We start from the raw sequence: 13145 nt of genomic DNA, 5'->3' as shown, positions 1-13145 counted from the left end.
AAAAGAAAAAGTGACCGCCGAATCCGCAAAGCACAAAAGAATTAAGCAAGCTATAACGATACTTGACGAAAAACTAGAACCACTAATCCATAAGTTTGATGTAAAGGTGGATAAGGTACTACTCGCCAAACGAATGCACGAGGACACCGACACCCTGTATCAAGAAATGAAAGAAAACATCTTACAAACCGCTAAATACATGGGAAAAGAAAAGCGACACGACTATCTATGGTCTGTAAAACAACAGCTTGAAGAGAAAGGACTAGACCCCAACAAGGTTGCATTTGGATTTAAAGAGAAAGCTCAGCTATTCGTATCCGACAAGTTCACCAACACGCAAATAATAGAATTTGACAAAGAAGAAGCCGAGCAAGCCAAACAAGCCAGAAGGAGAAGATTTTTAAAACCTAAGCCCCCAAGCCCATTCCGAGACCCTTACGACCCCTATCAATAGCCGCAATGTAGCGGCTTTATAGCCTCTATCCCCTTCAACGCCATTCTTGGATTGATGGCATCTCAATGGTAGAATGCCAGCATTGAACGCAACGGATATGCCAATGAAAATCCGCACCCATTACGATAACTTAAAAGTTTCACGGGACGCCCCTCCAGAGGTTATACGTGCAGCTTACAAGTCGTTAACACAGAAATACCACCCTGATCGTAACCCCGATCCGCAAGCAGCTAAAATTATGCTACATCTCAATGAAGCATATGAGGTTCTCTCTGATCCAGAAAAACGAGATAACCATGATAAATGGATAAGATTTGAAGAATGGAAAGCTGCTCATAGAGTTGATCCAAAAAAGAACAGCCACAGCCACAGCCACAGCCACAGCCACAGCCACAGCCACAGCCACAGCCACAGCCACAAGCATCGGCCTCTTCAGATAAGTGGCGGGAAAAAAAGCCGGTAGAACCCACCAGTTCAAAAAAACAACCGTTTCAATGGTCAAGGACAATACTACCTTTATTGATACTTCTAGGTTGGGGGTACACGCTTACTCCAACAGATATGAAAAATAAGATTGCCGGATACTGGGATCACTTTTTAGATTATAACAATTCTAAATCAACAACAGAAAATAGTGAAACCACGAAAACATCGCCATTTCAGCAAGCATATAATTTAACACCGGAAGAAAGTAAAAAGCTTTTAACACAAACTAATATCAAACCAACAGGCACTCAAGCACCGACTGTTAAAGCTCCTACAAAGCCAACAGCTCCTACCATGTGCTCTCCAGAAATGACAAAAGCCCCTAATGGACAGGCTTGGCCCGCTCGTGCTGCCTATGTAGGGCCGATCACTAGAGCCAATGGTTATTCGACTATTACGATTGACAATACTAAAGGCAACTCAAACATTTACATTAAGCTTGCTCGCCCTTCTGATGGAAAATCTTCTGGAATCCGAGAGGCGTACATTCCAGCAGGTAGCACATTCAAGATGAATAAAATTGAACCGGGCAACTATGTAATTAAATACAAAGACATTAAGAATGGGTGCAACTCAAAGTCAGACCCTTTTGACGTTGAGCAAATCCAAACAGCTCAAGGCATTCAATATAGCGATATATCCCTGACAATCTACACAATGCTCAACGGAAATATGGACTTCGAGAGGCTACCAGAAAATGCGTTTTGAGTTCTCAAACACAAGCTTAAGAAATGCCATCATATTCACTTTAACGATTTTTATTTTGGCAATCTCTTACAACTTATTCGTAAGTCCTAGAAATTTTGAAGATTGTGTTTTATATAACGCAAAAAATGGGGGCAGCAAATTTTATGCACAAATAGCCTACGACATGTGCAAAAGAAAATTTCCCAAAGAATAAAATAGAAAAGCCCGCAAGCAAGCGGGCGGGCTTTTTAGCATCCAAGTTTGACAAACCTCGAAAGTATGGCAATTTGAAAGGAGCAGAAAAAGAAAACCACCTTGGGGAAGGTGGCCAGATACTACAATAAAATTTTAAAAAAACTTCAATCAACACACCCATTTAATCATTATAAAAATTATTGTCAAGTCATCTCCCAAGGTTTTCTTTTTCTAAACAACTTAGAAGAGGATAACAATGGGATGCGTAAAACTATTTGAGGACTACTTACCAAGAAGACCTTACCACACCGATGATTTAATCAGCGGCTTAAAAATCAACAAAAAAGAAAAAGCAAAACTTGCACGACTTATACAGCCGAACGGCCCAACGCATAGATATTGGATGGTTTTTGACTTAGACCGAACCGATGCCGGTATGCACTGGGATAACGTAGGGGCACCAGCTCCAAACCTAATAGCTCGAAATCCAGCGAACGGGCACGCTCATTTACTCTACCTGCTACGGACACCTGTACGAACCGCTATCGACGGTAAAACCGCCCCTTTACGCTACGCAGCAGCCGTTGAGGCGGGCTTGCGGAATCGCCTAGGAGCAGACAGAGGCTATTCCGGGTTGATTTGTAAGAACCCGATCAATTCCCACTGGATAACCCACCAGTGGCAGGCCGATCCATACACGCTGGACGACCTAGCCGACTACATCGACCTAACCCCGGAAAAAGCCAGAGAGAAGCCCGTAGAGGACTATGGTTTGGGTCGCAACTGTATACTTTTTGACCAACTAAGAGCTTGGGCATACAAGGCGATACGTCAGGGTTGGCCGACCTATGAACAATGGTTAAACGCTTGCCTAGACCGTGCCAGAGGCTACAACATTAATTTTACTACGCCGTTGGACATTTCCGAAGTAAAGCACACGGCCAAGAGCGTAGCCAAGTGGACGCATAGGAACTTTAACCGTGGAACCTTTGACGATTATGTCGCCAGAACCCACACAAGCAGAATACAGGCAATAAGAGGCAAGAAAGGCGGCAAAGCCAACGGAAAGACAAAAAGAGAACAAGGCATCCTATTACTAAAATCAGGAGCAGCAGTACAAGAAGTTATGAGGCAGATGGCTGTCGGACGAGCAACCGCATACAGATGGTCAAAGCAGATATAACATTATAATCTGTCTCAAAAGCCTATATCAGATAATAGCACCCGGTGAGGGTGTTTCTTATTCCTCATCCCCTCCCCCCTTCCTTCCCATCCGAACCACATACCTACACCTAAGACCTATATACCGATAGCCATAGAACGCACGGAAATAGTCCAAAGCGGCTTGAATTTACTCGATTGATACGAAGACACCACAAAGTTAAACGACCAACTTAAAACACGTAATTGCGTGCCCAACCCTATACCTCAGCTTACTATGCTTCGGAGATATATCCCCCAAGCTATATGTATGTATACATACATATCCACTTTCTTTCCTGATGAAAACTTCACGCTGTTATCATTCATCAAATTCGGTGAATGATATCCACTGAGCGAATGAGCCCATATATCCCGAAAGCCTCGAGGACCAGTAAGAAAAAACGCGTCTTGTTGAAAATACAATTTCTTTAAAAATACGCTCAAAGAATTTTACAAATTTATACCATGTTTGTGATATATCGCATTTTTCGACCATCGAATTATGGCTTACAAACAGCAAAACACCATGTCAATAGCAAAATGAAAATAAATATAAGATTCAACCTTAATCGTTAAATAGGGTTCAACTCTAAGAAAAACACTTAGTTGATATTTGCCACAAAGCAGAAGAAAAAACGACGACAGAAAAACTCAAAAATCGCTCTCAAATGAATTTCACAAAAAAATGTATGGTATTGGTCACGTTCAAAATTGAAAATAATGAGAACATCCAATTTCCTACATCTTATATCCTCGAAGCAATGTTATAGGTTCGGAGATATAACCCTGAAGCATTGACTTATCAAAAACTTATGTTAATTGTATTGTAACAACATAGGGGTTTCTATTATGAACAAGGCGGAATATGCAGGAAAAATAGGTGGTCTAGTAGGCGGTTTCAAAAGAAGAGAGCGTCAAGCGTTCTTGGTTAGTTTCTTAAAAATCTTGGAGATGGAAGAATATCCAAATTTAAAATTGACTTCATGCCTTGCAAAAAAGCTTATAGCTGAATTTTCAGGCTACAAATCAATATCAAACGATGTTTTAGTAAGGGAATTCGGAACACCGGGAAACAAGACAAAAAAGCAAAACCTCAACGAAACCGTGCTTATATTGACCGAGCGACATAGGGAAACGTATAGACATCTTTGGGGAGCAGCAAAAATTAAGATTGATGTAGACGCAGATGAATACAAAAAACGCATAACCGAAGAAATGCGACCTCGATAAATTCAAAACATGCATCACCAGACAATTAAATACTTATATCCTCGAAGCTAATTTTTGCTTTGCGGATATCCACCCTCCTGCCGTTAAAACTTAGCAGCCATAGGTTCAAGGATATATCTCCGAACCATTAGCTATCACCCACCCTCGACACCTTCACGTTTATTATTTTTCTCTTATATTAAAGCCCCACAGCGGGGCTCCATTCTTCAACACAAATACTAGCCCCACCCCTCCAAAACTAATCAAAGTCAACAACCGGACTAATAAAGCACCGCGAATACGGCTTACACTTACAATTCGTCTTAATTTTTTCCATTATATTCATATCGAATTCTTTACCATTACTTTTCTTGCACCATTCACAGCTATCACTAGAAGCCCCTTCTAGTTTATATTTCTTAACACCAACCTTCAAAGCCTTAGCAAAACCATCATCCCGCATCTTCTCAATAGTAGCCTTGTAATAAAGATCTTCAAGCATTTGCTTTGGATTTCCAAGAGCCATACCTTCATCCGTTAAAACTTCTATAAACTCCTTAGTAATTGATAGTCTTGGGTTAATTCCCAATTCTTTTTTCTCACCTGCTGTTAACTTGTTATCTGTTTTCAGGAGGCTAACTTTTTGACGCAAATGGTCTAAAACCTTATTGCGAGCTTCGACTTTAATGTACGGGCACGCTTCTAGCTCCTTTAAAAAATAGTCCCCGTCTCCCGTCTCCACAGGTTCATCGGCATCCTCAACAACAAACGTTTGACATTCCTCCCCGCCTGAAACCCGATCATTCTTTTTTGAAAAAAACGACTTAATTAAATCGAACATTCCTTATTCCCCTGCGAGCCAACAAATTAGATGAAAAAAATCCGACGATTGATACTTAACCAGAAAAATTGAGGGCCTGAAACCTTCTTTCTCGCATCCGGCCCCCAAAGCCACGGGTACAAGTCCCCGCACCTTTGGCGGCCTTGATCAAAATTATTAGAAAACGCTAGACCGCTGAACAAAGGCTCGTAGGCCAGCACCTGATGCTTCGAATCGAGGAACACGGCGCCAAAGACTTCATGCGGCTGTGCTGCGATTTTCAGCTGCAGGTAATTGCGCACATCCTCCGGGCTTTGCAGCGAGGGGCCACGAGTGAACACTCGCTGCTCAAGGATGACCAACGCCTGTTCGATGATTTGGTCGTCGTCCGGTGTGCCGACGGGATTGAGTGCAGCATTACCACTGATCATGGCGAGGGATGTGGACATGGGAACCTCCTTTAGGAATTGGAGGCAGCCGTCCCTGGAGGGCGGACCCTCCGGAGACAGTGACGATAGGCATCCGCCACCGCTTGCGCGGATGACCGTTCGCTCGGGGGATGCGTGGCGAACTGGCGTGCAGTCAACGCGGTCGAAACCGCGCCATAGCCTTGAAGACCGCGGGCTATCTGGGCATGTCGCCGACAACGTCGGCAGGCATTTGGTGATGAAGTTGTGCTGCGTTTGGCGCTGTACCGTTGGACACCAGTAGGTCCAATGCCGACAGCAACGCGTCGCCTTCGGCCGGGCCGGCCAGGGTCAGTGACTGGCCGCTGTGGTGGTCGATCAGACGCAGGGTCGGGGTGGCGCTCACGCCGCCATGGCGTGCTTCGTTGGCCTGCCCCTGGATGATGGTGTCGGGCCGCTCACTGGCGAGGCAGGCTTGCACGGTTGGGTCCTGGCCGTGGTACTCGGTGTCGGGCGGCAGGCCCTGGCCGTCGCTGCGGGTGTGCTGGTAGATCCAAGTGATGGCTTGCCAGAACGCGTCATGGCCGTGGGACTCGCCGATGCATTCGGCCAGACGCGCCTGTCGGGTTGCTGCCGGCTCGTGCATGGCTAGCGGCAGGTGGTGCCATTGCAGATTCACCTCCGGGTGCTGGTCGATCCAATGCCGCAGGATGGGATCATAGGCCTTGCAGTAGGGGCATTCGAGGTCGGCGTATTCGACAATGGTGAAGCGCGCATTCGTGCGTCCATAGCGCCAAGGTGGGCCGGCCGGGTGCTGCGCAGCGGTGGCATCCGACGTGTGGGTTGTCTCATGCGACTCGTCGGCCCACGACCAAGGCCAGAGCACGAGCAGGCCAGCAATCACCCACCCCAGCAGCCAGACCCCGCACGGCCACCGACGGTAGAGGAGAAGAGTGGGCGAAGGCATGGCGGAATCCTCGACGTCAATCAAACAGGTCGTAGCGCAGCGGCTCGATGCCCCGCGCCCGGTCGATCTGCTCGGCAACCCGTAACGCGGCTTCCAGTTCACTGATGCCGTGCTGCTGCATCAACTGAAAACGTTCGGCTTTCTCTTCGGGTTCCGTCATTGCTAGCGCCAGGTACAGGCTGGGCGGTACCGCACGGAACAGCAACTCCATTGATTTTGACAAAATCACCCCTTCGGTGAATTTTCCGGCTTCCTTGCGCGCGGACAGCATCAGGGCCTTTTGCGAGGCGTTCAGTTCGCGAAACCGGGCAATCTTCTCCACCTCGTCCGGGGGCATGCTCAGGCAAATCCACCACTCGATCATGTTGAGCATGGGTTCGGCGGCTTTCGGCAGGTCGTCCAGGTTCTGCGTGGCCAGCCAGTACCAGGCGCCCAGTTTGCGCCACATCTTGGTGATCTTGACCACGTAGGGCGCGAGCAGCGGGTTCTTGGTGATGATGTGGCCCTCATCGGTGACATTGATGATCGGGCGGCCGAGGAACTGGTCGCGCTCGGCGATGTTGTTGACAGTGTTGATCAGCGAGATGTAGGCAATCGACAGCTGCGCGTTGTAGCCCTCGCGCGCGAACGTCGCCAGGTCGACAACCGTGATATCGGCCTCCGGCCAGGGTGTACCCGGCCTATCGAACATCTCGCCATCGACGCCTTGGCAGAACATGTCCATCGCATCGGCCATTTCCAGCAGACGGGTACGACGTGTCTCGGGCAACGTCGAATCACGACCGCGTTCGCGCAGTGCATTGCGTACATCACGGGTCAGTACGGTGCGTGTTTCTATCACACAGCGATGGGCGGCCTCGAGGATGCACTGGCGGATCAAGCTGCGATCGGCGCGGGTCATCCTGGCTTCTTCTTTGTCCTCCCCGCCGGTGATCATCAACCGCGCGGTGATTTCCAGTTCACCCAGCACGTCGCGTTGCTCGTCAGCACTGGCATCGCCCTCGGCGGATTCTTCATCGAGCGCGTCGGCGTCAAGTGTCTGGACCTGGCTGGGTGTGTCGACCAGACGCCAGGCGTCGGCGAAGGGCGCGAGGCTCACGCCTGCACCGGGCGAAAGCCTGACGCGATGCACCGACAGCCCCAGGCGCGCGGCGAACTCACCATAGAGACCAAAGCTGTTACCGGCTTCCACGATGAACAGGCGTGGCCGGTAGATGGCGGTGACCTGGTTGAGGATGTTGTTGAGCGTGGCCGATTTGCCTGAGCCTGTGGGGCCGAACAGGAACAGGTGCGCATTCATCTGGCGGTCGAGTCGGTTCAACGGATCAAAGGTAATGGTGCCGCCGCCACGGTTGAAGAAGGTGATCCCGGGGCGGCCAGTGCCGGCACTGCGGCCCCAGGTCGGTGCCAGATTCGCTACATGCTGCGCGAACATCAGTTGGGTGTACCACTGACGTTTGTCTTTGCCCGGGTCATAGACACAGGGTAGCCAGCGCAGGTAGCTGTTGAGCGGCGCGACTTCATCCTCTTCACGTACCGGTTGCAGGCCGGTGTTGAGCAGGACGTTGCCCAATTGCAGGCCACGGGTATCGAGGTCTGCCACGTCCTGACCCCGCAGGTAGAATGCCAGTGAGGCGCGATACAGCTTGTGTGCACTGCCAATCAGGCCGCGCGCCTGCTGGATGTCCTTCAAGGCCTGTTCCGAGGCCAGGGTTTCACCGACCGCCTTTTTCGCCAGATGATTCAGGTGCGCCTCAAGAATGTCCTGCGGCGTGACGACCATCGTCAGGCACATCACGGTGTCTTCGGGCATCTGATCCATCAGGGTATTGATCGCATCACCACCCTTGCGGGTTTCCCCGGTGATGTGCCCGGTGTTGGGCGGCGTGCGCAACCGGTCGACAACAACGGTTCGGTGGGGCAGGTCGTCGAAGTACCACAGGCCGTTTTCGACGTCAGAGCGGGGCTGGCCGAAAAACAGACGCTGCGCGAAATCCGTACCACTGGCCAGTTCCAGCCCGCCGGGTTCGGACTCCGTCGGATAGGCCGTGAGGCGGTAGAAGCGCTCGCGGTCTTCTAACGTGGGGCCGAGCATCGTTGGCCGCGGGTTGAACCAAAGCACCAGCCAGGCATGAATATCTGCCGCCTGCAGGCGACGGGCGCGTATGCCCGCATTGGACAGGCCGCCGAGCAGCCGGTCGCAAATGACATTCAATGCCTGCTCGGGGGATTGCCCGCGTCGGGCGGGCGCACTCCCAGCACGCCGATACACCACCAGGCGGACGCGGCGCGTTTGGCCGCGCCAGGGTAGCTTGGTGACTGTGCGGTCCTCGAACAGGCCACCCTGTTTGGCAACGGCCCGCAGATGGTGACCGAAAAAGCGCAAGTAGAACTTGCTGAAGGCGCTGCCCTGTGCCCGTGGCTGGAGATAACTGCGCAGGGAGGCAAGGTACGGGTTCCAGTCGGTCTCGTCCTGAGCGTAGAGCTGCATCACCCAGGGCGATTCATCCAGTTCATCGAAACTGTCCTGTAGTGCGTTTTCCAGGGCGTCGCGCGCCTGCGCAAGCCAGGCCGCCTCACGGCCCTCCGTACCCACGGGCATCAATTCAAAAAATGCCGCGACGGAGACGCCGTCTTCGAGCAGCATGCATTTTGAATCGGGCAGGTATTCGACCCAGGGCAACAGATCAGCGAATGAGGGTACGACGTCATAAAGCGCCTGCTCGTCGGCCTGTGTTGCAGGACGCCGCCGCGCGGTACAGGGCTTGCCCGGCGCCGGAATGCCGTGAGCCTGCAGTTCGGCAATATGGCGCTCCCAGGCATCCGGGGTTGGCCTGTCTGCCTGAGCCGCCTCAGGTACGCGGGAGAATGGCCAGCGCATCAGTAATCCTCAACCCGCTCACCGGGCATGGCGTACTGGACTCGCTGGTACAGGGGAAAGACGGTCGTGTACCCGGGAACGGGAGTGGGATCAGTGCCTGCCAGATGGGGGAAGACGTACATCACAAGGTCCGGATTGGGTAGGCGGTGGAACTGCCGGTAGATCTCGTTCTGTGCGGTACGGGTATAGCTTGCGTTGATATTCGGCGCCGCGTTCACATCGTCTTGCGTGAGTGACTGGCGCAGCGACTGCCGGGCGTCCAGCAACTGCTGGGCACTCTGCCCGCCACGCGCGGCACCGCCGGTCTCCTCGTTCCAGATATCGAGCATGGTGTTGCCGTCATGCGGCAGCACCTTTTCCTTGCTGGTCGAGCAGCCGGCCAAGGCCACGGCCACCATGAGGACCGTCAGGCCGTTAATCCAGATCCTGCGCATGGGGAGCTCCTCCTAAACGGTGATCGACGCGACGACCTTTGGGGTCATAGTCGATGCTGAGGGGGTGTTCGAGATGGACGGCGACCTGGGCACCGGGCTTGACGTAGACGGCTGCGAAGGCCTGCCCGTAGAGCTTGTTCACCCACTGCGACATGTCCTGCACACCGCCCGCGAGGATGCGGCCCACCGCTTCGTTGCCGGTAATACCGACGGTGCCCATTGAACCGTTGTTGTTAGCCACCACAGCGACGCTGTCGTTGTCCGATTTGATCAGCGATGCGATGCCGGCACCCGCCGCCGTAATCAGCGCCTGACTGCTGAGGTACTGCTGGGCGTTGCTGCGGCGTTCACCTGAAACGCACGGGATGCCATAGGGATCGCTGATCCAGCCCAGGCCCTCCTGGGTAGCGTTGCTGCCCCTGTTGTCTTGCTGCTGGTTGCCACCGCGCTCGCCCTCTTCGGGCACGGTGCGGATGGTGCCGTCATGGAACACGAACGTCACACTGCGGACCTGGCCGCGCACGCAGGACAGCGTCCAGTCGCCTGATGCGGTACCGCTGACCACCGCACCGGACACCTCGGGGAGGTCGATGCCGTTGGCGGTGAGGTTGTCGGGACCAATGAGGACCTTGAACGGGTAGGGGTCATTCACCGTACCGTCCACTGGCACGCGCCCGATCAACGCAGTCATCGCAATCGAGCCCATCAGCGTCGCGTTGGTTGGTACGGTGTAAACTGGCGTTGCGGTGGATACACCCGCCGCCTTGCTGCCAGCTTCCACGACGGTCTCCCGGGTCGCTTCCAGCGTCTTCTGCGCGGGCCCGAAACGGGTGGGGAAGCTGAAGCTGTCGCGTTTGCCGGAGGCGCTACTTTTGCCATCGCGCCTGGCATCGTCCGGTTCAATCCAGTGAATACCGTCACTGCCGAGTCCATCGCCGTCCCCGGGCTTCAGGCCCAGACCGATGGGAAGGTCGGCATCGCCACGCTGACTGGACAGCCCTTCGATTTGGCGCTGCAGGTCTTGCAGCAAGCCCTGAGCTTGCTGCCGCTCACTGGAGACCTGTTCACGGTCGTTGCGCAACTGGTTGCGTTCAGTCTCCAGCGCACTTTGGATGCGCCGGTCAATTGAGCCTTCACGCTGACGTAACCGCTCGTTTTCAGACTTCTGCGTTTTGTTGTCCGCCATCGCACCCTGCAATTCGGTACGCAGTTGTTTGACCTGACCTACCAGCGTCGCCACGGTGTCGCGAGGCGTATCGCCTTCGATACCCAATGCTTTTGCCTCTTGTGACGTCAGTCGGGGAGTGCCGTCATTGACCGGTTGGCCGTTACCGCCGGAAAACAGCTTGATCCCGACGAACACCAGCAAGAGCGCCATGGGCACCATCAGCCACTTCAGCAGACCGTTACCTTTCATGACGACCTCTGTCCTTCGGGGGCGGCGTTGAGGGGGGCGACAGGTTCAACGCCGCATTGATCGGGCTCACTCTCGGCAGCAGAGATTCGGCCACGCCATGCCCTCGGGTCACCAGGTAAACCACCGAGGTGTCTTCCGGGGTACCGGCAGGTCCCAGCGTTGAATGCTGAAACGCTGCGGTCATGAAATCACCCTGCAGTTCGCGCGGATCCAGGGCGAGCCAGCGGGTCGACTTGTTGGCCAGCCTGATGGCGGTTACCCACAGATCATCCAGCCGCCAGGCGGCGATGGCTCGGGCCTGAACGGGCAGGGTGGGCAGCAGCGTGTCCAGGGGCAGATGGCGGCGCAGGTTCACGCGCGTCACGTCGGGAACGGACTCGACCGTGCGCAGTGGAGCGTACAGGTTCTGCGCGGCGTAGCGGGTCAGCACCACGGGCACAGGCGTTTCATGGGCGGCGCGAGGCGGGGCGGTTGTGTCGACACTGCCATGACTGCCCTGGGGTGTATCCGTCTGGCCGTAGCGTTGAGCAGGGCCCTCAGCCTCAACAATACGTACGGGCTCCATCGCCGCCTGGCCTGCCTGAGCGGGCTCGGCCGCGATGTCCAGCAGGATCAGTGTCCCGTTGTCAGCATCCTGCAGTTGCAGGCGTGTTGGTTCGATGGGCTCACTGGCGCGCAGATAGAGTGCACCACCGGCACTTTGTACCCGCAGGCGTCCGGCGAGCGAGGTAGGCACCCCCACGCGGACGTTGCGGTCGATGAACACGATCCGCTCCTGATCCACGACCAGGGAGACCGCCAGGGGCAGGCGTTCCCAGTGCAGGATCTCCACGGCGCGGGCTGCTGGCGACAACACAACGGTGAGCAGCAAACTTAAGGCACAGAGCAGGTGTTTCATGGCGTCTCTCCCATAGCGCCACCCAGCCCGCCCGGCGTTGTGCTGGCAGGTGTGACGGGATCGGGGCTGATGATGCGTTGCGGCGCGCCGCTGTAGCAGTCCAGGGCCAGGCCGAAAGGGTTGCGCTCGGGGTCGACGTCCACCCTTACGACCTTGAGCGGGTAACGAACCAGCGCTCGCTTGACCTGTTCGGCGCTGTAGTACTCATCCGCCGTCACATCAAGCGTGACGATCCAGTCGCGGTCGGAGACGACTTTCACCCGCTGGGTCGGGTTCTCGCCGTAGCCGCGCCCCGGGATCTCATAGAGGCCTCGTACTCGCTGACGCAACTCACCTGCCGTACGGCGGTATTCATAGTCATTGCGTAGAAAGGTCTGGCAGGCGGGGGTGAAGTAGGGCGCCAGTACATGAATGTTGCGCGCATAGTCTTCGTCACCGTTGGTGGGCCAGCGCTGGAGTTGCTGCCAGATGTAGAACGAGAAGGCGTAGACGCTTTCGGGTGGCACTTCCCACCATTTCCGGGTACTGCCGGAGCGCAGGTCGGGCGGGACGTGCACGGTCAGGTCACGCGGTGCGCTCCACCAGCCGCCGCCCATCACCAAGGCGATAACAAGTAGTGCGCCAAGCCCCAGCCGCAAGGTCTTGATGTGCGACTGGAGGTGAGTGATTTCGTTCTTGAACCGGCTCACGCTGCCTTGCTCCTGCGCGTGCTCCAGTAACCCGATCGGATCACTAACGCGTGCGCGCCCACAAAAGACGCTAAGGCTGGATGACGCTGTGCAATACGCCACTGCAGTTGGCGATACAGCCAGGTATCGGGTCTGCCACGTTTCTGGCGACGCAGCATGCCTCCACCTGCAAATACCCCGGCAGCGATGCCCAGCATGATGGCCGTGGGCACGATGGCGATCGTCGAAAATACAAAGGCCAGCGGCACGCCAACCACCAGGCTGCCTGCCGCCGACAGCCCGGCGCAGATCCACAGCTCATCCGCGGTAAGGCCGCGGACGACCACGGGGTGACGGTTGAGACGGTGCGGAAGAAACACCACCGTCCCGTCAGGCCGAATGTCCTGATGCGTGCTCAT

14 protein-coding genes are annotated in these 13145 nt (G+C 54.3%); 5 read left to right on the top strand and 9 right to left on the bottom strand.

Annotated elements, in window-relative coordinates; translation table 11 throughout:
- Positions 1 to 10 precede the first annotated feature (10 nt).
- From PSAKL28_RS15375 to PSAKL28_RS27700, 5 genes are all read left to right on the top strand, one after another.
- Positions 11 to 454 (top strand): hypothetical protein, encoded by a 444-nt coding sequence (locus tag PSAKL28_RS15375; RefSeq protein WP_038612077.1) that lies wholly within the window; start codon positions 11 to 13, stop codon positions 452 to 454.
- A 103-nt stretch (positions 455 to 557) separates the two neighbouring features.
- On the top strand, positions 558 to 917 hold the full coding sequence (locus PSAKL28_RS28420) for a DnaJ domain-containing protein (protein ID WP_306452869.1): 360 nt from the start codon (positions 558 to 560) through the stop codon (positions 915 to 917).
- Between the two features lie 98 nt (positions 918 to 1015).
- Positions 1016 to 1648 (top strand): hypothetical protein, encoded by a 633-nt coding sequence (locus PSAKL28_RS27705; protein WP_157687039.1) that lies wholly within the window; start codon positions 1016 to 1018, stop codon positions 1646 to 1648.
- Positions 1649 to 2078: 430 nt separating this feature from the next.
- The gene (locus PSAKL28_RS15360; protein ID WP_038612071.1) at positions 2079 to 3005 is read left to right on the top strand and encodes a replication initiation protein; all 927 of its coding nucleotides are present in this window, start codon (positions 2079 to 2081) and stop codon (positions 3003 to 3005) included.
- Positions 3006 to 3874: 869 nt separating this feature from the next.
- The gene (locus PSAKL28_RS27700; protein WP_157687038.1) at positions 3875 to 4255 is read left to right on the top strand and encodes a hypothetical protein; all 381 of its coding nucleotides are present in this window, start codon (positions 3875 to 3877) and stop codon (positions 4253 to 4255) included.
- A 238-nt stretch (positions 4256 to 4493) separates the two neighbouring features.
- On the opposite strand, the gene PSAKL28_RS15355 is transcribed toward PSAKL28_RS27700, so the two are convergent.
- The 9 genes from PSAKL28_RS15355 to PSAKL28_RS15315 all read right to left on the bottom strand — a co-directional run bounded on the left by PSAKL28_RS15355 (position 4494) and on the right by PSAKL28_RS15315 (position 13145).
- A complete protein-coding gene (locus PSAKL28_RS15355) occupies positions 4494 to 5075 on the bottom strand; it encodes a hypothetical protein (RefSeq protein ID WP_038612068.1) in 582 nt (193 codons plus the stop codon).
- Positions 5076 to 5101: 26 nt separating this feature from the next.
- A complete protein-coding gene (locus tag PSAKL28_RS28725) occupies positions 5102 to 5503 on the bottom strand; it encodes a JAB domain-containing protein (protein ID WP_051939406.1) in 402 nt (133 codons plus the stop codon).
- A 175-nt stretch (positions 5504 to 5678) separates the two neighbouring features.
- A complete protein-coding gene (locus tag PSAKL28_RS15345) occupies positions 5679 to 6428 on the bottom strand; it encodes a DsbA family protein (protein ID WP_038612066.1) in 750 nt (249 codons plus the stop codon).
- 16 nt (positions 6429 to 6444) lie between these two features.
- On the bottom strand, positions 6445 to 9309 hold the full coding sequence (locus tag PSAKL28_RS15340) for a conjugative transfer ATPase (protein ID WP_038612064.1): 2865 nt from the start codon (positions 9307 to 9309) through the stop codon (positions 6445 to 6447).
- The gene (locus tag PSAKL28_RS15335) at positions 9309 to 9743 is read right to left on the bottom strand and encodes a TIGR03751 family conjugal transfer lipoprotein (protein WP_038612061.1); all 435 of its coding nucleotides are present in this window, start codon (positions 9741 to 9743) and stop codon (positions 9309 to 9311) included. Before PSAKL28_RS15335 ends, PSAKL28_RS15340 begins: the two co-directional genes overlap by 1 nt.
- Entirely contained in the window at positions 9724 to 11160 is a 1437-nt protein-coding gene (locus PSAKL28_RS15330) for a TIGR03752 family integrating conjugative element protein (RefSeq protein ID WP_038612058.1), read from the bottom strand. The genes PSAKL28_RS15335 and PSAKL28_RS15330 overlap by 20 nt, the downstream gene beginning before the upstream one ends.
- The gene (locus tag PSAKL28_RS15325; protein ID WP_038612055.1) at positions 11150 to 12058 is read right to left on the bottom strand and encodes a TIGR03749 family integrating conjugative element protein; all 909 of its coding nucleotides are present in this window, start codon (positions 12056 to 12058) and stop codon (positions 11150 to 11152) included. Before PSAKL28_RS15325 ends, PSAKL28_RS15330 begins: the two co-directional genes overlap by 11 nt.
- Positions 12055 to 12747: a PFL_4703 family integrating conjugative element protein gene (locus PSAKL28_RS15320; protein WP_038612052.1), complete on the bottom strand. Its 693-nt coding sequence runs from the start codon at positions 12745 to 12747 to the stop codon at positions 12055 to 12057. Before PSAKL28_RS15320 ends, PSAKL28_RS15325 begins: the two co-directional genes overlap by 4 nt.
- Positions 12744 to 13145 carry a TIGR03750 family conjugal transfer protein gene (locus PSAKL28_RS15315; RefSeq protein WP_028622317.1) on the bottom strand — a complete coding sequence of 134 codons (402 nt, stop codon included), beginning with the start codon at positions 13143 to 13145 and terminating at the stop codon, positions 12744 to 12746. Before PSAKL28_RS15315 ends, PSAKL28_RS15320 begins: the two co-directional genes overlap by 4 nt.

Source organism: Pseudomonas alkylphenolica, from assembly GCF_000746525.1.
GTDB classification, from domain to species: Bacteria; Pseudomonadota; Gammaproteobacteria; order Pseudomonadales; family Pseudomonadaceae; genus Aquipseudomonas; species Aquipseudomonas alkylphenolica.
The sequence above is the reverse complement of the archived record's forward strand: the minus strand, read 5'-3'. Positions and strand labels throughout refer to the sequence as shown.